Source organism: Croceitalea sp. P059 (assembly GCF_031846365.1).
Classification (GTDB): Bacteria; Bacteroidota; Bacteroidia; order Flavobacteriales; family Flavobacteriaceae; genus Croceitalea; species Croceitalea vernalis.
Genome location: NZ_JAVRHW010000001.1, coordinates 1113078 through 1139231, shown reverse-complemented (window position 1 = coordinate 1139231; position 26154 = coordinate 1113078). Strand labels below are relative to the sequence as shown.

The 26154-nt window shown below is 35.4% G+C and carries 19 protein-coding genes; 4 read left to right on the top strand and 15 right to left on the bottom strand.

The features are described from left to right. Positions 1–4: 4 nt before the first annotated feature. The 4 genes from ruvA to gtfA all read right to left on the bottom strand — a co-directional run bounded on the left by ruvA (position 5) and on the right by gtfA (position 5892). Positions 5–586, bottom strand: a complete 582-nt coding sequence (ruvA, locus tag RM542_RS05150) for a Holliday junction branch migration protein RuvA (protein WP_311384643.1) — start codon at positions 584–586, stop codon at positions 5–7. A gap of 16 nt (positions 587–602) precedes the next feature. Then, on the bottom strand, positions 603–2897 hold the full coding sequence (locus RM542_RS05145; protein ID WP_311384642.1) for an NADP-dependent malic enzyme: 2295 nt from the start codon (positions 2895–2897) through the stop codon (positions 603–605). An 88-nt stretch (positions 2898–2985) separates the two neighbouring features. Then, positions 2986–4311: an MFS transporter gene (locus RM542_RS05140; protein WP_311384641.1), complete on the bottom strand. Its 1326-nt coding sequence runs from the start codon at positions 4309–4311 to the stop codon at positions 2986–2988. Positions 4312–4434: 123 nt separating this feature from the next. Then, positions 4435–5892: a sucrose phosphorylase gene (gtfA, locus tag RM542_RS05135; protein ID WP_311384640.1), complete on the bottom strand. Its 1458-nt coding sequence runs from the start codon at positions 5890–5892 to the stop codon at positions 4435–4437. 166 nt (positions 5893–6058) lie between these two features. Here gtfA and RM542_RS05130 point away from each other — a divergent pair, with 166 nt between their 5' ends. Next, a complete protein-coding gene (locus tag RM542_RS05130; RefSeq protein WP_311384639.1) occupies positions 6059–7084 on the top strand; it encodes a LacI family DNA-binding transcriptional regulator in 1026 nt (341 codons plus the stop codon). On the opposite strand, the gene queG is transcribed toward RM542_RS05130, so the two are convergent. Next, complete coding sequence (gene queG / locus RM542_RS05125; RefSeq protein ID WP_311384638.1) at positions 7073–7996, bottom strand: tRNA epoxyqueuosine(34) reductase QueG; 924 nt, start codon at positions 7994–7996, stop codon at positions 7073–7075. The two genes, RM542_RS05130 and queG, sit on opposite strands and share 12 nt — an antisense overlap. Before the next feature lie 157 nt (positions 7997–8153). On the opposite strand from queG, the gene RM542_RS05120 reads away from it, so the two are divergent. Next, positions 8154–8909 (top strand): ATP-binding cassette domain-containing protein, encoded by a 756-nt coding sequence (locus tag RM542_RS05120; RefSeq protein ID WP_311384637.1) that lies wholly within the window; start codon positions 8154–8156, stop codon positions 8907–8909. 1 nt (position 8910) lies between these two features. Next, positions 8911–10089, top strand: a complete 1179-nt coding sequence (locus RM542_RS05115) for an ABC transporter permease (RefSeq protein WP_311384636.1) — start codon at positions 8911–8913, stop codon at positions 10087–10089. 26 nt (positions 10090–10115) lie between these two features. On the opposite strand, the gene RM542_RS05110 is transcribed toward RM542_RS05115, so the two are convergent. Both RM542_RS05110 and ruvB read right to left on the bottom strand, forming a co-directional pair. Continuing rightward, positions 10116–11459, bottom strand: coding sequence for a cytochrome P450 (locus RM542_RS05110; protein ID WP_311384635.1), 1344 nt, complete (start codon positions 11457–11459; stop codon positions 10116–10118). Next, positions 11460–12482 (bottom strand): Holliday junction branch migration DNA helicase RuvB, encoded by a 1023-nt coding sequence (gene ruvB, locus RM542_RS05105; protein ID WP_311384634.1) that lies wholly within the window; start codon positions 12480–12482, stop codon positions 11460–11462. Between the two features lie 86 nt (positions 12483–12568). Here ruvB and RM542_RS05100 point away from each other — a divergent pair, with 86 nt between their 5' ends. After that, entirely contained in the window at positions 12569–14830 is a 2262-nt protein-coding gene (locus RM542_RS05100; protein ID WP_311384633.1) for an acyl-CoA dehydrogenase, read from the top strand. Between the two features lie 31 nt (positions 14831–14861). Here RM542_RS05100 and RM542_RS05095 read toward each other — a convergent pair whose 3' ends face one another. The 8 genes from RM542_RS05095 to RM542_RS05060 form a co-directional block, all read right to left on the bottom strand. Beyond that, on the bottom strand, positions 14862–15761 hold the full coding sequence (locus RM542_RS05095) for a GIN domain-containing protein (RefSeq protein ID WP_311384632.1): 900 nt from the start codon (positions 15759–15761) through the stop codon (positions 14862–14864). Positions 15762–15840: 79 nt separating this feature from the next. Next, positions 15841–17670, bottom strand: a complete 1830-nt coding sequence (locus RM542_RS05090; RefSeq protein WP_311384631.1) for a cbb3-type cytochrome c oxidase subunit I — start codon at positions 17668–17670, stop codon at positions 15841–15843. A 42-nt stretch (positions 17671–17712) separates the two neighbouring features. Further along, positions 17713–18777: a cytochrome c oxidase subunit II gene (locus RM542_RS05085; RefSeq protein WP_311384630.1), complete on the bottom strand. Its 1065-nt coding sequence runs from the start codon at positions 18775–18777 to the stop codon at positions 17713–17715. Between the two features lie 26 nt (positions 18778–18803). Continuing rightward, on the bottom strand, positions 18804–20159 hold the full coding sequence (locus RM542_RS05080) for a quinol:cytochrome C oxidoreductase (protein ID WP_311384629.1): 1356 nt from the start codon (positions 20157–20159) through the stop codon (positions 18804–18806). Between the two features lie 13 nt (positions 20160–20172). Then, positions 20173–20742 carry a cytochrome c gene (locus RM542_RS05075; protein WP_311384628.1) on the bottom strand — a complete coding sequence of 190 codons (570 nt, stop codon included), beginning with the start codon at positions 20740–20742 and terminating at the stop codon, positions 20173–20175. A gap of 1 nt (position 20743) precedes the next feature. Continuing rightward, positions 20744–21271: a DUF3341 domain-containing protein gene (locus RM542_RS05070; RefSeq protein ID WP_311384627.1), complete on the bottom strand. Its 528-nt coding sequence runs from the start codon at positions 21269–21271 to the stop codon at positions 20744–20746. A gap of 2 nt (positions 21272–21273) precedes the next feature. Beyond that, the gene (nrfD, locus tag RM542_RS05065) at positions 21274–22986 is read right to left on the bottom strand and encodes an NrfD/PsrC family molybdoenzyme membrane anchor subunit (RefSeq protein ID WP_311384896.1); all 1713 of its coding nucleotides are present in this window, start codon (positions 22984–22986) and stop codon (positions 21274–21276) included. A gap of 30 nt (positions 22987–23016) precedes the next feature. Next, the gene (locus RM542_RS05060) at positions 23017–26136 is read right to left on the bottom strand and encodes a TAT-variant-translocated molybdopterin oxidoreductase (RefSeq protein WP_311384626.1); all 3120 of its coding nucleotides are present in this window, start codon (positions 26134–26136) and stop codon (positions 23017–23019) included. Positions 26137–26154: the final 18 nt, after the last annotated feature.

The window sequence follows — 26154 nt, the reverse complement described above, 5'->3', positions numbered from 1 at the left end:
CTAGTTACAAATTTTTCAGCGCCAATTTTATAATGTTCTCGACGCTCAGCGAGGAATCTTGCGAAAGAACCCGATCTACAACCTTTTCAGATTGTCTTCTTACGAAACCAAGAACCTCTAAAGCAGATAACGCTTCTTCTTTTGTAGTATTGTTTGATTGAAGGGAAACTTCGTCCATATCGTAGACTTTAAGAATCTTATCTTTTAAATCTAAAATTACTCTTTGGGCAGTTTTTGCACCAATACCCTTGATTGACTGTATTTTAGGTACATCGCCCCCGGCAATAGCCTCCTTAATTTGGGTAGGGTCTAATGATGACAACATTGTTCTGGCTGTACTTGCACCAATACCGGAAACAGATAACAATAATCTAAAAATTTCTCTTTCCGCCTTTTGAGCAAAACCAAATAAGGTGTGAGAATCTTCTTTGACCTGAAGATGGGTAAATAGTTGAATATTCTCATCATCTTTTAGCTGAGAAAATGTATGAAGTGAAATATTTAGAAAGTATCCTACTCCATTGCATTCAATTACAACATAAGTGGGGTTCTTCTCAACTAACTTTCCTTTAAGATGATGAATCATTTATAAATTTTATATTTTATTTTCCAGTCTTAGCCTTCTTTCGCTTTTCTCTTTCTTGTGCATCAATTACTGCAACCGCTGCCATATTAACCATTTCATCAACACTAGCTCCCAATTGTAATATATGGACAGATTTTCTAAGACCGACCATGATTGGTCCAATTGAACTTGCTTTATTCAAGCCTTTAAGCAACTTATAGGTAATATTCGCTGCATCCAAATTTGGGAATATAAAGGTGTTCACTTTTTTACCTGCCAACTTCGAAAAAGGAAAGTTATTATGACATAACTCTTGATTCAAAGCAAAGTCAGTTTGAATTTCACCGTCCACTACTAAATCAGGATTCTCTTTATGCAAAATACGAACAGCCTCCCTTACCTTCGATGCTTCTTTATGACTTGAAGATCCAAAATTAGTATATGATAACATAGCCATAACGGGATTAAAGCCGAAAGTAGTAGCCACATTTGCAGTCATCTGGGCAATCTCTGCTAATTCTTCTGCGTCAGGGCTAATATTTATGGAGGTATCAGCGAGAAATAATGGCCCTCTTTCAGTTATCATAATATTCACAGTTGATGCATTACCAACACCTTGTGCTCTTCCGATTACTTCAAATACTGGTTTAAGCACTTTTGGATAAGCTCTAGAATAACCAGAGATCATTCCATCAGCATCACCTTCAACTAACATCATTGATCCAAAATAATTGCGCTTACCCATATTTACCCGAGCACTGTAACGAGTTTCGCCTTTACGCTTTCGCATTTGCCATAACTTATCAGCATACATTGTGCGCACGGTATTGGATTCGTCAGACCTTGGATCTATAATCTCTACATCAGCATTGAAATCTAATTCCTTTTTAAGTGTAGTTATGGTTTCTTTATTTCCGAGCAAGATTGGAATTGCAATGCCTTCATCATAAACTATTTGAGCAGCTTTAAGCACATCTAAAAGCTCAGCTTCGGCAAAAACAATTCGTTTTGGATTTACCTTTGCCCTATTATGGAGCATTCGAACCACTTTATTGTCATTACCTGATCGCAACAGAAGTTCTTCCTCGTATTTACCCCAATCTTGAATAGGTGCTTTTGCAACTCCACTCTCCATTGCCGCTTTTGCAACAGCCGGAGGAATAGTTGAAATCAATCGAGGATCAAAAGGTTTAGGAATTATATATTCTTCACCAAATGTTAATCGCGTTGTATCGTAAGTAATATTTACTTGTTCAGGAACAGGTTCCTTTGTTAAATCAGCTAAAGCTCTTACTGCAGCCATTTTCATGGCCTCGTTAATCTTAGTTGCTCTAACATCTAGTGCACCTCTAAAGATGAAAGGAAAGCCTAAAACATTGTTCACTTGATTGGGATGGTCTGAACGACCAGTTGCCATAATTATGTCTTTACGCGTTTTACAAGCCAAATCATATTCAATTTCCGGATTTGGGTTTGCCATTGCAAAAACTATAGGGTTTTTTGCCATAGATGTTAGCATGGCTGGCGAAACAATATCTGCCATAGAAAGACCTATAAAGACATCCGCATCTTTCATAGCATCATCTAAAGTTGCAATATCTCTGTTCGTTGCAAATTCAGCTTTTTGAGAAGATAAATTATCTCGGTCTTTTCTTATAACACCTTTGCTATCAAGCATTACAATATTATCTCCTTTGGCACCAAAAGCCTTGTAAAGCCTAGTGCAAGAAATAGCAGCAGCACCAGCGCCACTAACTACTATTTTTACATCTTCAATTTTCTTTTTGATTAATTCTAAGGCATTCAACAATGCTGCAGCTGAAATAATTGCTGTACCATGTTGATCATCGTGCATTACAGGAATGTCCAATTCTTCTTTTAACCTCCGTTCAATTTCGAAGGCCTCAGGTGCTTTAATGTCTTCGAGATTGATACCACCAAAAGTAGGTGCAATTATTTTTACAGTTTCAACAAATTTATCTACATCTTCAGTATCCAATTCAATGTCAATACCATCTATATCCGCAAAGATTTTAAAGAGTAAACTTTTACCTTCCATTACAGGTTTAGAAGCTTCAGGGCCAATATTACCTAAACCTAAAACAGCTGTTCCGTTAGATATAACGGCGACAACATTACCCTTTGCTGTATACTTGTAAACATCATCCTTATTTTTTTCAATTTCCAAACAAGGTTCTGCAACACCAGGAGAATAGGCAAGTGCCAAGTCTCTTTGAGTTGCATATGGCTTTGTAGGAACTACTTTAATCTTACCGGGTTGCGGTTTGGCGTGATATATTAATGCCTCTCTGCGTTGTTTCTCTTTACTCATACCTTCGGATTGGAGTGCGTAAATTTAAGGGTATTCAATGGAACACAAGTTGGTGTATTAAACTAAATATGTTATTGTTAATCAATTATTATTTGGCTTCAATTTCAGAAGTTGATTTACTAATATTCAGTCTTGTGGCAAGTATTGCTGAAATCAAAAAGAATACTCCGGCGAACAATATAGCATTTACAGCATTACCGCCTAACAAGTATTTATAAATTGGACCGAATGTTAAAGTCTCTATACCCATAGGAATTACAATCATCATATTAAGAATACCCATGTAAACCCCTCTTCTTTCTTGAGGTACAACTTTAGAAACCATCGTGTAAGGGATACCCATCATTGCTGCCCAACCAATTCCGAATAAAACCATAGGTATTAACACTAATAAAGAATCATCGATGAAAGGAATAACAAAAAGCGCCAATGCTGTACCAACTAAACTATAAGCGTAAACCTTTTTACCTCCATATTTTAGAGTTAAGGGCACCAAAGCTAAGGCTACAACCATTGTAACAATATTATAAGTTAAACTCATCTGTGCTGATTGCGAGGCCGCCTCAGATGTTGAATAGCCCATTGTCAATTTGAACAAGGGTGTAATATATTGCCAATAAATAAATAAAGCATACCATTGAAAAAGGTACACCGCTCCAATCTTCCACATAAAAGAAGGCATCTGCTTAATCGCAGAACTAATTTCTTTAAAAGGTTTAGCAACACGAACGCCAAAAGGTTGTCCTTTGTCATGATTTATTTTCTCCAATTCCTCATCTGAAGGAGGGATTTCGGGCGTTTTAAATACCGACCATAGAATTGTTGCTATTGAAAGCATTCCACCGATATAGAATGAATAATAAAGCCATTGCGGAATTTCACCAGCGACCTCAACGGATTCTCCGCCGAATAAGTACTGAAACAAAACGATGGAACCGTTAGCCAATAATATACCGGCCCCAACAAAAAGACTTTGCATTTGATACCCTAGGCTCAATTGTTTCTCCGGAAGTTTATCACCTACGAAAGCTCTATAAGGTTCCATAGCCATATTGTTACCAACATCAAGAATCCATAGTAATCCTACAGCAAACCATAGAACTGGACTACTTGGGAAAGCAAACAAACATATGCTTCCTATTATTGCTCCAATCAGAAAATAAGGTTTACGCCTGCCCCATTTGGGTGACCACGTTTTATCTGACATTGCGCCAATTATAGGCTGAATTACTAAACCAGTGACTGGACCTGCGATATTTAAAATGGGTAACATTTCTTCTGGAGCACCTAGATAAAGAAATATTGGATTAATAGCGGTTTGTTGTAAACCGAAACTATATTGAATTCCTAAGAATCCAACATTCATATTAAAAATTTGCCAAAAACTTAAACTAGGTTTTTTAATCAAGCTCATATCTTCAGAAGTTTGTTGGTATTAAGTTGCACAATAACGTTTCAAAAATTTCAACTTTATTGAAAACATTCCTGTAATCTAAAGAAATTATTGTAAAAATCTTTTATGAAAATTAGGAACTTTTTAAAAAAGGGCCTTTTCTTTTTCTATTTCATCAGAAAAAGTAATATTTAGTTTCATTTCTGATAAATTAATAGCTAGAACGGCCCAAGTATCTTCATTCTTCCATTTCAGTTGTAATTCATTATTTAAAGTATCTAAAACCTCAAATTGGCCATTAAATGCAGAGTGCTCATTTCTAAAAAGAATCAATTTCTTAAAATCATTAAAAAACCTTGATTTCAACACAGCATCTATTTCTTCCTGACTATAATAATGTCTATTGATATCTCTGCCTACATTCGTATTTGATAATAATTCCATGTCATTATCACCTGCAAATAATCCCACGTAGTATACTTGCGGAATTCCGGGTACAAAAAACTGAATAGCTCTAGCTATTAAGTAAGCATTTTCATCTTTGCCTAAAGCCTCAAAATAAGTACAATTAACTTGGTATAAGTCTAAATTACTCGCAGCAGCACCAGTAGCTTTTTTGCTTGAATCTTTACTATTTATGTGAATTTGTTCTACAATTTTTTCTAAGGTTATATCAGGTATTAGTCCAGCGCGGTTACCTTCTGATGCTACATCAACTACGCCTATTCCATCATGAGTATCTAAAACGGTTATCACATTTTTGGGGGCAATCTTCAACCAATTTTTTAAGTTGCTTGAATTTGCATTGAAAATAGTATCAAGTACTAAAACTGGTAGAGCAAAATCGTAAACATAATCTACTTTCTTTGCTATTTCAATTTGAGTTTGGTAAAACGAGTGAATCTCTACCAATACCTCTATCCCCTTTGACTTTGCTTTTTGAGTTAAGTCATCAATAAAATCAAAAGTCTCTTTTATCATAAAACAAGAAGTACCAGCTTTTTTGATGGCATAACCGGCCGCATCTAAACGAATCATACTAACGCCCGCTTTCTGAAAAACGGTTAATATATTTTCTAAATAAGCAAGACCAATGTTAGAGTTAACATCAATATCAATTTGGTTTGATGTAAAAGTGGTCCATACAGCCAGCTCTTTACCATCTTTTAATTGAAACTTCGTAAAGGGTGAACCAGGTCTTGGTCTATAAATTTTTAAAATTTCTTCTTCACTAATATCTTCGGAAAAAACCTTATCCCTTGTGAGTACTAAATCGAAAAACTCAGATTTACTGCCTTTCTCTAAAAAATCTTTAAACTGCGAAGATTCTGCAGAGATATGATTCACAATCAAGTCTGCCATTACTTCTGATGTTTTAGCCAAACTCTTTAAATCATTCCAATCTCCCAATCTAGAATCAATTTGCATATGATCTATTGGATCAAAACCGGCATCTTTACCATCAATTGGATAATAAAATGGCAGCAAATGAACTCCACCAAAAAGCCCATTTAATTTACTTTGCAACATGTATTCTAATTCAGATATTGAATTACAACCAATTCTATCTACATAGGTTATTAATTGAACTTGGTTCTTCATGAAAGTTAAAATTTAGACTTGGACAACATTATAATTTTAATTTTAAAAAAAAAACATCTTAAAGTTAAGTCACAAATTAGTTATAAGATTTTGGATTCTGTTTAGATATTTAACGAAAACGTTTTTGTTCCGTCGTACTGACATTTTTTCTCTATCTTGAAAGAATATGAGCAGAACAACACTACAGCAAATTGCTATTAGTTTAGATATTTCTGTAACAACAGTTTCTAAGGCTTTAAGATCTTATCCTGATGTAAGCAAAGAGACGATTGCCAGAGTAAAAGAAGAGGCTAAGCGATTAAATTATAAACCCAATGCCTTTGCTGTAAATCTAAGAACACAAGAATCAAAAACAATTGGGCTTGTAATACCTGAAATTGTTCATCAATTTTTCTCTAGCGTAGTCAAAGGTGTTATTGAAGAAGCAGAAAAACATGGATATGTCGTCATTATTCTTCAGACAGATCAGAAAATGCAAATTGAGAAAAAAAGAATTGAATTTTTAATTGAAAAACAGGTTGACGGTATATTATTAGCCTTAGCTGATGAGACTATTAGTTATGATCATCTATATGAAGTAAAATCATTAGATCTACCCTTAGTAATGTTTGACAAGATTGCAAAATTAGTTGAATGTTCTAAAGTCATTATAGACGACAAAAAGGCTGGCTACATGGCAACAAAACATCTTATAGATACAGGATGTAAAAATATTGCACATTTTAGAGGGCCAATGATGTCGCAAAACTCAATCGACCGTTTTCTTGGGTACAAAAAAGCCTTAGCTGAACATAATATTGTTTTCAAAGAAAGCAACGTATATAGTTGTTTAAAAATGAGTTTTGAAGAAGGTCAAGAAAATGGAAAAAAAATGATTGAAAAGAACAACGGTATTGATGGTGTTTTTGTCAATACCGATTTGGTAGCAGTAGGTTTAATTACTCAGCTTAAGAAAATGGGAATTAAAGTACCCGAAGAAATTTCGGTTATCGGCTTTAGTAATTGGTTTTTATCTTCGATAACCACACCCTCACTCACAACAATTTCTCAACCTAGCTTTAGTATGGGGCAGCTCATTTTTAAACTACTTTTATCTGAGATTAAAAATCGAAAAAATAATATACCTGTCGAGTTTGAAACTGTTATTATGCCTACAGAACTTATCGTAAGAGAATCGACTTTAGCTAGATAAAAACTTCACATTCCTTTGGAGTCCTGAAAACTTTGTTCTTTTTACGGCAGACTTCTGAAAAATCTTTTTAAAAACATCTTCAGTAATTTCTTCCCAATCTTTTTTGGTCATTGAAAGTAAATCAGCATTGGGATTAAATAAGGGTTCTCTATGTGGTTTAGAAAATTTATTCCAAGGACAAACATCTTGACAAACATCACAACCAAACATCCACTCATCAAACTTACCTTGAAATTCATTCGGAATTTCATTCTTTAGTTCAATAGTGAAATAAGAAATACATTTACTACCATCTACTTTATATGGTTCTACAATAGCTTGAGTCGGACAGGCATCAATACATGCAGTGCAAGTGCCACAATGGTCAGTTACCGGAGTATCATATTCCAAATCTAAATCCACTATTAACTCAGCAATAAAATAGAAAGAACCTACTTGTTGCGTTAATAAATTACTGTGCTTTCCAATCCACCCTAAACCGCTTTTGGCTGCCCAAGCTTTATCCAAAACTGGGGCTGAATCAACAAATGCTCGGCCATTGACTTCTCCAATTTCTTCAGAGATAAACTCTTGGAGAATTTTTAATTTAGATTTGATGACATGATGATAATCATGACCATAGGCATACTTTGAAATCTTATAGGTATCCTCTATTTGCTCATCTTGAGGGTAGTAATTCAATAATAATGAAATAACTGATTTTGAACCTTCAACTAACTTGGTTGGGTCTAGTCGTTTATCAAAATGATTAGTCATGTACGACATTTCACCATGCATATTTTGATTTAACCAGCTTTCTAAACGTGGAGCTTCTTCTTCTAAAAACTCAGCTTTTGAAAAACCGCAAGACAAAAAACCAAGCCGTTTGGCCTCGTCTTTAATCAATTTTGAATAGGTCTCTTTAGAACTCATTTTGGCATTAAACAGCTATTAGCTAAAATACACATCAAAAAAGAAAAACTTCGTTAATTTAGAGTTCAGAGGAAAAAAATATAAAACCAAGTAGAACAAAAAATGTAACATTTTTTGTTTTTAGATACTAACTAACGTATTCTATTAAACCAACGACATGATACGAATAGATAATCTTACCAAATCTTTTACCTCGAAAACAGGGAAAGGTTTTAAAAAAGAAACCGTTACCGTCAACGCGGTCAACAATGTTTCATTTGAATGTAAACCAGGAAGAATTTTTTCGCTTTTAGGGCCAAATGGGGCTGGTAAAACAACTACACTAAGAATGATTGCTGGTATAATTAACCCAACTTCTGGTAATGCAGTAGTTGACAATGTTGATATATCTCAAGGTAATGATGAAGTTAAAAAGCGAATAGGTTTTTTAACCGGTTCTACGGGGCTTTATGAAAGACTAAATCCTGATGAAACTTTAGATTTCTTTGGAAAGTTATACCGATTACCAGAACCATCTTACTCTGAACGTAAAGAATATCTTTTTGAAAAATTAGGTATTAATGAGTTTCGAAAAAAGAAACTAGGACAAATGAGTACGGGTATGAAACAAAAAGTTTCCATAGCCAGAACACTTATTCATGATCCAGAGGTATTGATTTTTGATGAGCCTACTTCAGGTCTAGATGTTATTACTGCAGATAGTATTATTGATTTGATTAGAGAATCCAAAGAGAATAATAAAACTGTTATTTTCTCATCTCATATAATGAGTGAGGTTGATTTATTATGTGATGACCTTGCCATTATTAGTAAAGGTTCTATTATTTATAATGATTCCTTTGACAACTTCAAAAAGGAAATGAAAGCTGACAACCTAACACAAGAATTCATTAACCGAGTAAACGAAGCATAAGATGAGAGATTTATTTATAATCGTAAAAAAAGAGCTAACCGAGCTTCTAAGAGATAAAAAAACAATTATCAATTCAATTGTTCTTCCTACCCTATTAATTCCAATTTTAATGTTTGGAGGGATTAAGGTGAGTCAAATGATTCAAGAAAGCAACCAACAGAAAAAAGTTAAGATTGGTCTTGTTAATGCCCCTGCAGATTTTGTGAAATTGGTTGAGAAAGACACTTTAAATCAAATAACAAACTATACAAAAACCGAAGATTTTAAAACATTGATAGATGACGGAACTATTGGCTCAGCCTTAGTCTTTCCTGAAAATTGGCAAACTCAAATGGATAGTTTATCAACTGCTAATGTGCAAGTTTTTAGAAATGGCACAAAAGACAATATTAATGGACGAGTATCTAAATTAATTGAAAATTATAGCGCAAAGTTGAAAGAACAACGTATTGCTATCTTGCAAATACCAACTGAGAAAATGGTTCCTCTAGTTCAGAACTTCGTCGAAGTCGGTGAACAAAAGGAACTCATTGGTAAAAGAATTGGAGGTTTTATACCTTACATTTTTATTTTAACTATGTGGGGGGGCTGTCTATTAGCAGCAATTGATTTGGTAACTGGAGAAAAGGAAAGAAAAACAATAGAAACAACACTTTCTTTACCAATTTCAAAATTCTCGGTTCTAATGGGCAAGGCCATAGTGGCGTCTCTTTTAGGGTTTATCCCAGCCTTATTGAACTTAACAGGATTGATAATTGGCTTAAATTTTATTGATGATATTCCAGACACTTTCAAAGTGGCGCTAACCGAGATGTTGAATCCTCAATCTATCATTATGATTTTGTTGCTACTAATTCCTTTTTCACTTTTTCTAGCTGGATTAATCATTTCACTGGTAGCTGGAGCTTCAACATTTAAAGAAGCACAAAGTAAGGCTTCACCAATAATTATTCTAATCATAATTCCTTTAGTAATGGCCTTAATGCCTGGAATAGAATTTACTTGGGCAACAGTTTTTATACCTGTACTTAATATTGGATTAGGTGTGAAAGAAATAATGGCTGGAACCATAAATATTGGTATGTATGCAGCAATGTTGCTATCATTATTAGCCTTTGCTGTTACTGCTATCTATTTTAGCTATAGAAAATTCTCTGATGAAAATGCAATTTTGAGCTAGGGAATTCAAATCATTTAAGATAAGGCCTAAGCAGAAATGCTTGGGCTTTTTCTTTTTTTAAATCGAAGTTTTACTTCTTTTGGCTTTAATGTAATCATCGGATTAATTTCAACCGATTCCATTTCAGTGGAAATGTGATATTTTTTAATAAGCGTGGCAACTACCATAATCATTTCATAGGTCGCGAATGCATTACCAATGCACATTCTAGGCCCAGCACCAAAAGGGTAGTAGTAATCACTATGCTTTTTATCCTCAAAATCTTTAAAACGTGAACCCGAATAACTTGCTGGTTTATTCCAGAAATTTTTATAACGATGCAGTTCATATAAAGACAGTAATACCAATGAATTCTTTTTAAATTGAAACCCTGCAATTTCAACTTCTTCCACGGCTACACGATCTATAAAATAAGCTGGTGGATATAATCTCATCGCCTCATTAATTGATGATTGCGTTAATGAAAGTCGTTGTAAATCTTCCATTTTTATAGTTTCGCTATCTAATTTTGAAACTTCATCAAAAAGCTGGTTTTGTAAGTTCTTATCCTTTGCTACAAAATATAAAGTAAACGATAATGCATTGGCAGTAGTTTCATAACCAGCGGTAAACAAAATAAACAACTCATCAATCAACTGGTTTCGAGGCATTTTACTTCCATCTTCATAAGTTGCCTCTAAAAGCATATCCAATAAATCTGTACTCTTCTGTTGACTTGCAATTCGCTGTTCTATGAGTTCATTTAAAATCTCTCTTGCCATTTCTGACTTATTTAAAGCAGCCCCAATTTTTCCAGAAACTTTAAACCACCATTTTAGATAAGGTTGCCGCATTTCTTTAATAAGCATCAGTTGATTTTCTTCTGCGATAGCCTTAAGTTTTGCCATAGGCTCATCAATATCAAGCGCATTGAAAAGTGATTTTGCAACTACCTTAAAAGCTACATCGCCCATTAATCCAAAAATATCTTGTTCTTGATTTGGTTCGACCACATCTAACTCGTCTTCGATAGCTTGATGGATTATCCCTAAAAGAGACTTTAGATTTTTTAAATGAAACTTTGGTTGAATCATTCTGCGATGCGTTCGCCAATGTTCACCCTCTGATGTCAACAATCCATGACCAATATATTTGGCTAAGTCCTTGGTTTGAAGTTTAGATTTTGAAAATGATTTTTGTTTTTTTTGAAGTACCTGCTTTACAACTTCAGGGTTTCTAGAAAAAATTAATTTTCCGTCTCCTAGTGTAGTAATCTCAAAAGTATCTCCTAGTTTTTCAAAATTTTTATGATGAAATGGAAGTGGGTTTTTTAAAATTTGAGCACTATTTCTTAAAACCTTAAAAACAGAAACCTGTGGTAAATTTTTCATTTAAAATAATCCCCCTTGTATATCACCTTTTATTCTACCCAAATGTTTGTAAGCTAATTCAGTAACCTCACGCCCTCTAGGTGTTCGCATAATAAAACCTTGTTGTATTAAAAATGGCTCATACACTTCTTCAATTGTTTCTGCACTTTCAGATACGGCCGTTGCAAGAGTAGTAATACCAACAGGTCCACCTTTAAACTTATCGATGATAGTAGTTAATATTTTATTATCCATTTCATCTAATCCATGAGCGTCTACATTCAGTGCTTTTAGACTGAACTTTGAAATCTCCATATCAATGTTTCCATTCCCCTTTATTTGAGCAAAATCACGAACTCGTCTTAATAAAGCATTACAAATTCGAGGTGTACCTCGGCTACGACCAGCAATCTCAATGGCAGCCTCATTAGTAATAGGCACTTTTAAAATATCGGCGCTACGCTCAACTATTGTTGAAAGCAATTCCGTACCATAATATTGTAACCGACTCTGTATTCCGAATCTAGCGCGCATAGGTGCGGTTAATAAACCTGACCTAGTAGTTGCTCCAATTAATGTAAATGGACTAAGATTAATCTGAACCGTTCTAGCATTAGGGCCAGTCTCAATCATAATATCAATCTTGTAGTCTTCCATAGCAGAGTAAAGATATTCCTCCACTATAGGGCTAAGTCGATGTATTTCATCAATAAACAAGACGTCTCTTTCTTCAAGATTTGTCAAAAGACCTGCTAGGTCCCCAGGTTTATCCAAGACAGGCCCAGATGTAATTTTAATACCAACACCTAACTCATTTGCTAATATATGCGCAAGAGTTGTCTTTCCTAATCCGGGAGGGCCATGAAATAATGTATGATCTAAAGCCTCATCCCTTTGATTAGCAGCTTGTACAAAAACCTTAAGATTTTCTAATACTTGTTCTTGCCCGGTAAAATCATCAAAGCTGATAGGCCGTAAAGCCCTTTCAATATCCATCTCTTCCTGAGAGAAACTACTGTTTGTGGGATCAAGATTATCATTCATACCTAACAAAGATAAAGTAATTCCGCTATAAGATTTTCAAATAAAGGAGTTTGAAAAATTCATTGAATTTATTGTAAATTCAACGCATGGATATATCAAACTACAGTAATTCCATTTTACCTTACATCCCATTTTTTTACGTGATTTGGTCTGATGATTTACTATCTACATCGGAAATAGATGTAGTAAAAACTGCTATTGAAGAAGACAACTCCTTATCCAATTCTGATAAGCAAAAGCTAAAAAGTTGGTTAAAAAGAGATAGCCCACCTAAAAATGAGCTTGTCAAAAGTTGGCAACAACTCATTACAAACAGCAATGCCAAATTAATTGAAAGTGAAGTTTATCCTTTAGAATCATTTTCGCAAAAAGTTGCTAGTTTTTATTGCAAAAACTGCACTGCAAATGAAAGCTTACAAAATATTGAGCTTCACCTAGGTATTCAACCAAATCATTATAATCATCTTTTTAATGTAGAGGTAGTTCATCAAGCTTTTTCGGACCGTTTTTCTGGTAGCGATATAGATGCTATAGTCAATGCACCATATTTACAAGAAATTAATACGTTTAAAGAATTTCTTAAAAATCCAGTTTTTAAATGGGATGTTGTTCGCGATAAAAGCAAAGCCAGAAAAATAGTTTTAAAACAGGTGCAAACATTAGCTGCGGGAGGATGGGGAGCTTTGGCTTACCCAAAGGCATACGGTGGTAAAAATAATATTGAAAGCTACGCATCAATTTTTGAACAACTCATTTTTGTAGATGGTAGTCTAGCTATAAAGTTTGGAGTGCAATTCGGCTTATTTGGCGGTAGCATTCAAAATTTAGGTAGAAAGTATCATCATGACAATTATTTAAAAGAAACAGGCGAAACTAAATTACTTGGTTGTTTTGCAATGACGGAGACTGGTCATGGGAGTAATGTTCGAGGTATAAAAACTACTGCAACATATGTTCATGAAACTCAAAGTCTAATTATTCATACCCCCGGAAAAAATGACAACAAGGAATACATAGGGAATGCTTTAGATTCTAAGATGGCTTCAGTTTTTGCCCAACTCATAGTTGGTGGCAAAAACAAGGGCGTTCACGCAATTTTGGTCCCTTTAAGAAATGAAAAACACGAACTTTTACCAGGTATTAGAATTGAAGATAATGGTTATAAATTAGGCCTAAATGGAGTTGATAATGGAAAAATTTGGTTCAATCAGGTCATGGTGCCGGTTGTAAACCTTTTAGATAAATATGGCCAAATTGATGACCAAGGTGATTACCAATCTAAAATCAAAAACCCTAACAAACGTTTTTTTACTATGTTAGGGACTTTGGTTGGAGGTCGAATATGCGTTGCAAAAGGAGCTTTGGCAGGAGCCAAAATGTCTTTAACTATTGCTATAAAACATGCTCTTCAACGTCGACAATTTAATGACTCAATTAAAGTTCAAGAAGATTTACTGATGGATTATCCATCACATCAACTACGATTAATCCCAAAAGTTGCCTCAAGCTATGTCTATCATACTGTTTTACAAAGAGCCATGCATGAATATGCGAATAGTACGGAAGATAAACGCAGAATTGAAACACAAGTAGCTGGGCTTAAAGCCATCATAACTTGGTTCGCCACAGGAACTATCCAAGAGTGCCGTGAAGCCTGTGGTGGCAAAGGTTATTTATTAGAAAATAGAATAGCTGATTTAAAAAACGACACTGATATTTTTACAACTTTTGAAGGTGACAATACTGTTTTATTACAACTTGCTGCTAAAGGAGTTCTCTCTGATTTCAAATCAGAATTGAACGCTGGTGGATTTGTTAGTGTTTTAAAATTGATAGGAGGTCGGTTTACTGATAAACTGGCAACCATAAATCCAGCCTATTCAAATAAAGTTGATAAAGCTCATTTATATAACCCGAAATTTCATTTGCACGCTCTTGATTTCAGACTAAGAAGATTAACCGATTCTGCTGCTATGCGTATACGTGGTTATATTAAAAAAGGGATTCCTAGCTATCAAGCATTCTTAAAAACCCAAACACATCTTTTAGCTCTTGGCAAAGCCTATAGCGAGGTATTAGCTATGAAATGGTTTTATGAATTTACTTCAAAACTCGATGATGGACCATATAAAGATTTACTTTATCAAATTGGAGCACTTCATGGTTTATCAGTAATAAGAAAGGATGCGACCTGGTTTTTGGAACATGGGTATTTAAGCGGCGCAAAATCAAAGGCGATCCGGCAAAGAGTTGAACGTTTAAGTACAGAGTTGAGACCTCATATAAATACTTTGGTCGATGGTTTTGGAATACCCGAACATTCAATGACCGCTCCAATAGCTAATTAAAAAGTAAGGTTAACTTAATAATACCGGTGTTCTAATTTTTCTTTTTAATCAATTGAGAGGTATCTAAAAATTCCAGAATACTGATTCTTGGATCCCCATATAGATAGGTTTTTGAAGCACCTCTTGATTGTAGCTCTAGATCACGTGTAGCAAATACACGTGCAACCGAAGATTGCTCAAGAACAATATTTGCGCCTCCTGATTGCATTTTTTCGCCTTTGAACTTAGTATTATTAATGGCCTTTAATTGCAAAGTATCTGTAGAACCATCTATTGAAAGGGCAGCGTTATTCAATAATTCAACATGTTTTGCTCCGGTTACCGCGTAAATTTTTGCATCGGATCTATGTTTCATTTTAATATCTAAAGAATCCACATCAAGACTAAAATCAGAATTACTATTATCTTCTAAATTCAGATATGCAACAAACGCATCGGCTTTAAGCTTTAACTTGGAAGGTCCAAAAACGTTGATATATAATTCGTCAGCCTTAATGATATCTTCACATTCTATTTTTCCATCACGCTGAGTTATAGCTTTTAATTCCTTGTAATTAACAATGATTTCAAGCTTTTTCTTGGCTGTTACATCATAGAAAGAAGATATTACTAAAGTACTATCAACGACTTGAAATTTTAAAATATCGATAAGATTATCATCAGCAATAATTTCATAGCCTTCACCGAAAGACTTTTTTAATTCAATATCGAGATTATCATTTAGTTCAATCGCATTGAAAGGAGGTAATTCTTCCCTTACTTCTATCACTGATCTATTCCCTTTTATTTTTGGTTTGCGCTGAGACATGCTCATTATCGGTAAACAAGCTATTAGTATTAAAACATATTTCTTCATTATTACAGGCTTTAAATGATACATTGGATTAGACACCATTTCATCAAAAAAGTCATCCAATAGTATCTGTATCATGAAATTTCCATGCCAAATTAATCAAATAAAAAAGCCATCCTTAAAAAGGATGGCTTTTTTATTTAGCTGTATCACCAAATTAATGGTGCATTTCTTCTTCGTTTTCTTGTAATGGAATATGCTGTGGAACATAATCTTGTCCCTCAATTATATACTCACCATTTTCATACGTCTTACTATAATCATATGCCCAACGATGTACTTCAGGAATAGGTCCATCCCAATTTCCATGTATGTGTTTCATTTCAGCAGTCCATTCTAGTGTATTTGACTTCCATGGGTTTTGAGGACCTCTCTTACCATAAAAAATACTACTGATAAAATTATATACAAATATCAATTGTGCCGCACCTGCAATAAGAGCAAATACAGTCATTAATATTTGAACGTTTGTTAATTCATCAAACATTGGAAAAGCCGTATTCTCGTAATATCTTCTTGGAACACCTGCCATACCTACAAAATGCATTGGAAAGAAAACGCCGTAAGCACAAATTGCAGTTACCCAAAAATGAATGTAGCCTAAATTCTTATTCATCATGCGCCCTTGGAACATTTTAGGGAACCAATGGTATACTCCAGCAAATAAACCGTATAACGCAGAGATACCCATTACTAAGTGGAAGTGAGCCACTACAAAATACGTGTCATGAACATTAATATCAAGGGTACTATCCCCCAAAATTATTCCAGTTAAACCTCCAGTAATAAAAGTTGAAACCAGACCAATTGAAAAGAGCATTGCTGGATTAAGCTGTAAATTACCCTTCCATAATGTTGTTATATAATTGAACGCTTTCACTGCAGACGGAATAGCTATCAACAAGGTTGTAAATGTAAATACAGAACCCAAGAAAGGATTCATACCTGAAATAAACATATGGTGACCCCAAACAATCGTTGATAAAAATGCAATTGCTAGTATAGAAGCAACCATTGCACGATAACCAAAAATTGGCTTTCTGGCATTTGTTGACATTACCTCAGACGTAATACCCAATGCAGGTAATAATACGATATAAACTTCTGGGTGCCCTAAAAACCAAAATAAGTGTTCATACAAAACTGGGGATCCACCCTGATAGTGCAAAACTTCGCCCTGAATAAAAATATCAGAAAGGAAGAATGAAGTACCAAAGCTTCTGTCCATAATCAATAATAATGCCGCTGATAGCAGCACAGGGAAAGAAATTACACCAATAACTGCGGTTACAAAAAATGCCCAAATAGTTAAAGGTAATCTCGTCATTGACATACCTTTTGTTCTAAGATTAAGAACAGTCACAATATAATTTAATGACCCCAATAATGATGATGCTATAAATATCGCCATGGAAACTAGCCATAAAGTCATCCCCATACCAGAACCTGGTTGGGCCATCGGGAGTGCACTTAAAGGCGGATAAATCGTCCAACCAGCAGCAGCTGGTCCGGCTTCAACAAATAATGAAATAACCATTATAACTGTTGACACAAAGAACATCCAAAAAGAAAGCATGTTCAAAAAGCCCGATGCCATATCTCTAGCACCTATTTGTAATGGAATTAATAAGTTACTAAAGGTACCACTCAGTCCAGCGGTTAATACAAAGAACACCATGATTGTTCCGTGCATTGTAATCAATGCTAAATACACATCAGCATCCATTACCCCATCAGGAGCCCACTTACCAAGGAAAGCTTGGAAAACAGAAAATGATTCTCCAGGCCACGCCAATTGCATTCTAAAAAGTAATGACATTGCAATACCTATGAAGCCCATAACCAATACACCAGTAATGAGATATTGCTTAGCAATCATCTTATGATCTTGACTAAATATGTATTTAGTTACAAAAGTTTCTTTATGATGATGTCCATGATCATCGTGTCCATGACCATCTCCGTGTTCGTGTGCAATCGCTGACATAATCCGTAATTTTTATTTTTATTTCTTTTTCTAGCCTAATTTTTATTCCATTGAAGCCATTAATGCTCCGAAGGTACCCTGCTCTGCAATCCACTTATTATATTCCTCTTCTGTCTCTACAATAATCTTCATTTGCATGTTGTAGTGAGATTTTCCACAAATCTTATTACAAAGTAGCACATAATCAAACTCCCAAGGATCTTTGTTTGGAACACCTTGTGCAGCCTGTTCTGCTCTAATCGCATTGGTACGTTTAACCTTATCAACGACATCAGGGTTTAATCTCATTTCTTCGGTTGTTATCGTTGGGGTAAATGAAAATTCAGTAATCATACCAGGAACACAATTCATTTGTGCTCTAAAATGTGGCATATAAGCTGAATGCAATACATCTTGAGAACGCATGTAAAAATTAACTTTACGCCCTACTGGTAAATGTAATTCTTTTACAATGACATCATCCGTTGCGTTAGGGTCCGATTCATCAAGACCTAATACGTTTGCGCGATCAATATCAATTAATCTAACGCTAGCATCTCCTAGAACATTATCTTCACCTCCATATCTCGCCTGCCAATTAAACTGTTGTGCGTATAACTCAACAATTAATGGGTCATCTTCATCGTTGACGTCCATAATATTGGTCCATGAATATAGACCCCAAATAATTAAACCAGCTAATACAATCACAGGTATGATAGTCCAAATAAACTCTAACCTATCATTGTCAGCATAGAAAAGTGCTTTTTTTCCTTCTTCACCTCGGTATTTATATCCAAAATAATGCAGTAATGCCTGAGTTATTGTTTGCACAAAAAAGATAATGGCAAACGAAATCCACATGAGTGTATCATATTCGCCACCATGAGCTGAAGCAGCTTCAGGTAATAACACTTTGGAATATTTGGCAAAACTAAATATGGTGATACCATAAATGAAAATTAGAAAACCAAATAGCAAATACCCATTGGTTCTATTATCAGCATCATTAGCAATTTGAGAATTCGCTGAATCTGCTTTAAGTTGTGAAAGTTCAAATATTTTGGTCATTTGCCAAACTGCAATTGCCACTAAAACTAGAACTGTGAAAATTAATAATGTTGTCATTCTTTAACTACTTTCTCTTATCACTATTAGTAATGGAAATGCTTACTCTCCTCTATAAACGGATTACGTTTCGGAGTTAATTCCTCTTTAGTCAATGCTGTGAAGACCCAAAAGATAAAGAGTCCCGCAAAAAACAAAATACCACCTATCTCAGGTACTCCTAAATACCACTGATCACCGACAGTTGCTGGCATTACCATGTTAAATACATCCATGTAATGACCAAACAATATAACTAAGCCCGCCATTACAACAAACCAATTGACTCTTTTATAATCACTATTCATTAAAACCAATAAAGGGAATAAAAAGTTCAATGCTAACATACCAAAGAATGGAAGTTTATAATCCTCAATACGTGTAACGAAATAAGTTACTTCTTCAGGAATATTAGCATACCAAATCAACATGAACTGACTAAACCATAAATAAGTCCAGAAAATACTAATACCAAACATGAATTTAGCTAAATCATGAATGTGACTATCATTTACCTCTGGTAATAAACCTTTTGATTTTAAGTATATAGTAACCAAAGCAATTACGGTAATACCCGAAACAAACATACTAGCAAATACATACCAACCAAATAATGTACTAAACCAATGAGGGTCTAAACTCATTATCCAATCCCAAGACATCATAGATTCTGAAATCAGATAAAAAACTAAAAACCCAGCAGACCATCTGAAATTCTTTTTAAAATTAGAATTGTCATCAGATTTGTCTTGAGCTAATGACAACTTTCTTGAATACTGACGGTAAAAAATCCATCCACCTAAGAAAATTGCCGCTCTTATTAAGAAAAATGTTGGGTCTAAATAGCCTTGCTTTCCTTGTAATAATTTATCATGAGCCACTACATCAGCATCCATCCATGTGAACAAATGATTAAAGTGTAAGGTAGATAACACCAAAATAACAAAGACAATAATACCACCAGGTACTATGTATGATGTTATCCCTTCCATAACTCTAAAGAGCAAAGGAGACCATCCAGCTTGAGCAGCTCTTTGAATTGCATAAAAAGCAAGAACCCCGAGAGATATCATAAAGAAAAAGAATGCTGCCACATAAAGTGCAGACCAAGGTCTGTTTTGAAGTTGATGTAACAAATGCTCATCATGACTTGACGAATGACCACTTTCAGCAGTTTCGTTATGGTCATTGGCATGACTTTCAGCTACTGTTGCATGTTCTTCACCATGAGCCGCATCAACAGCATGGTCACCTCCGTGATCATCACCATGTGAAGCTGCCACTATTGCCTTGGCCTCCTCAACAGTGCTCGGAGCACTCCAGAAACCAGATGCAAGAAAGATGAATCCGACAGCCATCAAGATGTAAGATGTTATTTTAAGTCTATTTGAAAACGTGTACATACTTAATGTCTTCTTATTTTGTTAGGTCTGCTTTTAATTTCATAACGTACTCCGCAACTTGCCAAAGCTCTTCTTCACTGCTCATTTGAGAAGCATATGAACCCATGGAGTTTAATCCGTAATACATAGTATGATAGGTACTACCTACTGATATATTTCTAGCGGCGTCGTCATAGCTTGGAACGCCAAGAATTTTTTCTCGTTTAACCAAAGTACCTTGTCCTTTGCCTTTTGGTCCGTGACAAATTGCACAATACACATCATACAATTCTTTACCTTTTGCAAGGTTTACTTCCATGCTTAAAGAATCTAAAGGGCTCGGTTGTATACGCGCCATTTCTTTACCTTCAGGGCTATTGTCATATTCATAAGGCATCCATTCTCTTGAAATAGAACCTTCGGCTGGCAACATAGCTTCTGTTCCTTGAGGAAACAAGCCATTATCAACACCTTGATAGGTTTCATACCCAACTGGTTCGTACATGTTCGGCATATATTGGTAATTAGGTTCGTTTTTGTTAGAACAAGAGGCTACTCCTATTAACAAAACAAGACCAAGAACTATTTTCGCGAATTGCTTCATGCTATTCATCCTTTTCTGTAACTTTTACTTCGATTGCACCTGTATCAATCAACAAACTCTTTAATTCTTCCTCATTATCATGAATGCCAATTTCCATTAAAAACATATCATCCGTAGTTCTTTTATCTGGATTTTCAGCATTCTTAAATGGCCACATTCTACTTCTTAAATAAAATGTTATTACCATTAAGTGAGCAGCAAAAAATACAGTTAACTCAAACATAATAGGAACAAATGCAGGCATGTTCTCTAAATAACTAAAGCTTGGCTTACCACCAATATCTTGTGGCCAATCTTCAATCATGATAAAATTCATCATTACAATGGCCACCGTTAAGCCTAAACAGCCGTACATAAAAGATGTAATTGCTATTCTCGTATCCTCAAGACCCATTGCCTTATCAAGACCGTGTACCGGGAAAGGCGTATACACCTCTTCGATATGGTGATGCTCAGAACGAACTTTTTTGACAGCATTCATCAATATGTCATCGTCGTTGTAAACCGCATGTATAACTTTTGATGCCATAATTAGTTTTTCTTGTTTAATTTTTTCGCTTGACCAGCCCAATCATCACGCTGTGCTCTACCTGGAAATTTCTCAGTTATAGAATCTAATAAATTATATTCTTGAGCAGTCATTTTACTTACTTGAGCAAAAGTGAAAATTCCAATTTGATTTAAAACTTGCTCCATTTGAGGTCCGACTCCTTTTATTTGTTGTAATTCATCAGCAGTGTCAGTATCCGCATTAAAAGAACCAAGCTTTTCCATTAAAGCTGAAACCTTTTCATCTTTGTTACCACTTTTTTGAGCAGTTGCTGCTTTTACAGCACCTTTAGGCATTTCATATAAGGGTTTGCCAGCATCTCTTAACTTCTTGTACTTAGAACCTGATGCTTTGAGTATAGACTTTACTTCTGCTTGAGCAATCACTGGAAAAGTTCTGGAGTATAGTAAAAAAAGCACAAAGAAAAACCCAATTGTACCAATGAAAATACCAATATCAACAAAAGTTGGTGAGAACATTGTCCATGATGATGGTAAGTAATCTCTATGTAAAGAGGTAACTATAATTACAAAACGTTCAAACCACATTCCTATGTTCACTACAATTGAAATAAAGAATGAGAACATGATACTTGTACGTAATTTTTTTGACCACATAAACTGTGGAGAGAACACATTACAAGTCATCATCGACCAGTATGCCCACCAATAGGGTCCAGTTGCTCTATTTAAAAATGCATATTGCTCATATTCCACACCGGAGTACCAAGCGACAAAGAGTTCCGTTATATAGGCACAACCAACTATAGAGCCTGTAATCATAATTACAATGTTCATTAACTCAATATGCTGCACAGTGATATAATCTTCAAGACTACATACTTTTCTCATTATAATCAACAGCGTATTTACCATTGCAAATCCTGAGAAAATCGCTCCAGCAACAAAGTATGGTGGAAAAATAGTGGTATGCCATCCTGGTATTACCGAGGTAGCAAAGTCAAAAGATACAATCGTATGAACTGAAAGTACTAATGGTGTAGCCAGACCAGCTAATACTAGTGAAACCTCTTCAAATCGTTGCCAGTCTTTAGCACGACCTGTCCAACCGAAACTTAGTAAACTATATATCTTTTTCTGAAATGGCTTTACAGCTCTATCTCGAATCATTGCAAAATCAGGTAATAAACCTGTCCACCAGAACACTAATGAAACTGATAAGTAAGTTGAAATTGCAAATACATCCCAAAGAAGAGGAGAATTGAAGTTTACCCAAAGCGAACCAAATTGATTAGGAATTGGCAAAACCCAATAAGCTAACCAAGGTCTACCCATATGAATTATTGGGAAAAGACCAGCCTGAATTACAGAAAAAATGGTCATTGCCTCAGCAGAACGGTTAATTGCCATTCTCCATTTTTGACGGAATAATAAAAGTACCGCAGAAATCAAAGTACCCGCGTGACCAATACCTACCCACCAAACAAAATTGGTGATATCCCAAGCCCAGTTAACTGTTTTATTCAATCCCCAAACTCCGATACCAGTTGAGACCGTATAAATAATACAACCTAGACCCCAAAGAAATGCAATTAATGCTATGGAAAAAACAATCCACCAATGTTTATTGGCTTTTCCTTCTACTGGGCGGGCAATATCCACAGAAACATCGTGGTAGCCTTTGTCTCCAAGTACTAGGGGTTTTCGTATAGGTGCTTCGTAATGCGCCATAATCTATATTCTAGTTTCTTGCTTATTAGTTGGTTATGCTTCGTTGTTGTTTCTCACCTTTACATGATAGAACACATTTGGCTTTGTGCCAACATGCTCTAATAAGTGATACATTCTATCATCTTCTTTTAACTCAGCTACTTTACTTTCTTCATCATTGATATCTCCAAAAATTATTGCTCCATTGCTACAAGCAGATGAACAAGCTGTTTGGAATTCACCATCTGTAATAGGACGGCCATCTCGCTTAGCATCTAAAATGGTCTTTTGTGTCATTTGAATACACATTGAACATTTTTCCATTACACCTCTTGAACGAACATTAACATCTGGGTTTAATACCATTCTACCCAAATCATTGTTCATATTATAGTCAAACTCGTCGTTACCATTATATAAGAACCAGTTGAACCTTCTTACCTTATAAGGACAGTTGTTCGCACAATATCTTGTACCTACACAACGGTTATAAGCCATATGGTTTTGACCTTGACGGCTATGCGCTGTAGCTGCCACTGGACAAACTGTTTCACACGGAGCGTGATTACAGTGCTGACACATTACAGGTTGAAATGCAACTTGTGGGTTAGCCGAAGGACTCTCCATTTCACCAAAACCACCTAGAGATCCATTATCACCCCAAAGGCCATCCATGTTCTCTTTTTTCTCATTATCACTTTCAAAAGTTTCTTCAGAAGAATAATATCTATCAATTCTCAACCAGTGCATGTCACGTGACTTACGAACCTCTTCTTTACCTACAACAGGAACGTTGTTCTCTGAATGACAAGCAATAACACAAGCACCACAACCGGTACATGCATTCAAATCAATTGACATATTAAAATGATGACCAATTGAACGGTCAAATTCTTGCCATAAATCAACTTCCGGTGCTGTAACGGGAACTTCTTGATGATTTAAAGAAACCTCAGGAATAGGATTCCATTCATGATGATTTTTAGTATTAAAAATCTCAAGAGTGGTTTCTTTAATAATATCTCCACGTCCCATTAAAGTATTATGTAATTGCACACAAGCAAATTCATGCATACCATCAGCTTTCGAAACAGAAACTGATTGAACGTTATTGAAATTTTTATATAATTGAAATGCATTAACACCTGTTTGCATTTCTTCTTTCATTCCAGCTTTTTTACCATATCCAAAAGACAAACCTAGTGTGCCTTTTGCTTGACCAGGCTGAATGATTACTGGAACATTATTTAGCGAAATTCCATCAACAGTCAAATTCGCGTAACTTCCATCAAGACCTCCATTAGCAACATTTTCATTTACCAACTCAAGTTCTTGCGCGTCTTCTTTAGAGACGGTAACATAGTTATCCCATGATACTCGAGTAATTGGATCAGGGAATTCCTGCAACCAAGGATTACTTGCCTGCTGACCATCGCCCATACCTACTTTGGAGTATAACGTTAACTCCATTCCTGTAGTTGTCGAATTCGATAAAGAACGTAAAGCCGACGCCAATGGCACCCTATTTTGTTCTTCGTCTTCTTCATTTTCTGTTTCAACATCGCTAGTTTCATCATTTACTACCATTGCTGGTGCTGCAAAAACACCATCTTGCAATGCTTTACCCCAGCTACTACCGTTTAAAACAGATGCAGACCAATTCTCTTTTACGAATTCGTAATAACTTTGATCACTTCCCATCCATGATAGTAAACAGGATTGAAATTGTCTTGTATCAAACAATTCACGTATGGTTGGTTGCATCAAACTAAAATGACCTTTTTTCAACTCAAGATCATTCCATGATTCTAAATAGTGAGAAGATGCAGCAACATATTTTGATTCTTCTGCTGTTTCATCATTATTGAAGGAACAATTTACCGTAAGACCTACCTTAGCTAAACCTTCCACAAATTCAGTTGAATTAGGTAAGGTATAAACAGGGTTAACACCATCAATCAACACAGCACCTACTTTACCAGCATTCATATCAGCAACTAACTTAGCTACCTTTGAAGCATTTCCTTGTCTAATATATTTTGGTTTTTCAGCATCAAAAGCTTCGCTCTGCAGCAAAGTATTGATTGCCAAAACAACCGCCTGAGCGTTTTGGTCATTTAGACCACATACAACAACAGCTTTACTTCCAGCCTTTCTAATTTCTTTAGCAACGCCATCAACATAAGCGTCAACTTCTGAACTACCTCCACCAACAGCACTGCCATTTAGTTTACCATATAATTTTGCCAAAGCAACTTTTAACTGAGATGGCTTCATGGGTACTCTTGTATCGGCATTTGCTCCGGTTAATGACATATTAGCCTCAAACTGAATATGCCTAGCCATTTTACCATGCTCGGGCACTCTTCCTTTAGCATAACCAGAATCGTAACCACCACCTTGCCAATCGGCAAGAAAATCTGCAGCAAACGATACTATTAAATCTGATTTTTCAAAATCGTAATCAGCCAAAGCTCTTTCACCATAGGCCGCTTCAAAGGCGTTCAATGCAGCATCTTCAGAAATAGCATCGTAAACCACATGATTTACATTTGTGTATGTTTCAGAAAATGCTTCAATTAATTTTTTTGTAGATGGACTAGCATATGTCTGGGTTAATAAAGCAATTTGCTTACCCGAATTACTAGCTGCTTTTAATCCACCTTTAACTCTATTATCAAAATCCTCCCAAGAAATAGGATTACCTTCAAAAGTTGGACCCTGAAGTCTCGTGCTATCATATAAAGACAAAACCGATGCGTTAACTCTAGCATTAGCACCACCATTTACCTTTGCCCTATCATTGTTCTCAATCTTGATAGGTCGTCCTTCACGGGTTTTTACTAAAATACTAGCAAAATCAAAACCATCTGCAATAGTCGTTGCATAGTAATTGGCAACACCAGGTATAATACTTTCTGGCTGTATTACGTAAGGAATAGACTTTTTGACCGGACCTTCACAGGCTGCCAAAGATGCAGCTGCAGTACTAAAGCCCACATACTTTAAGAAATCTCTTCTATTAGTAGAAGAAGCAGACAAATTTTCTTTATCGCCCAAGAACTCATCTACAGGAATAGACTCTGTAAATTCATTCTGCCTTAGCGTCTCAACAATGGAATCGTTCGGATTTAACTCCGCTTCACTTTTCCAATATTTTTTGTTTGATGCCATACTTTTATTGTGAAATAT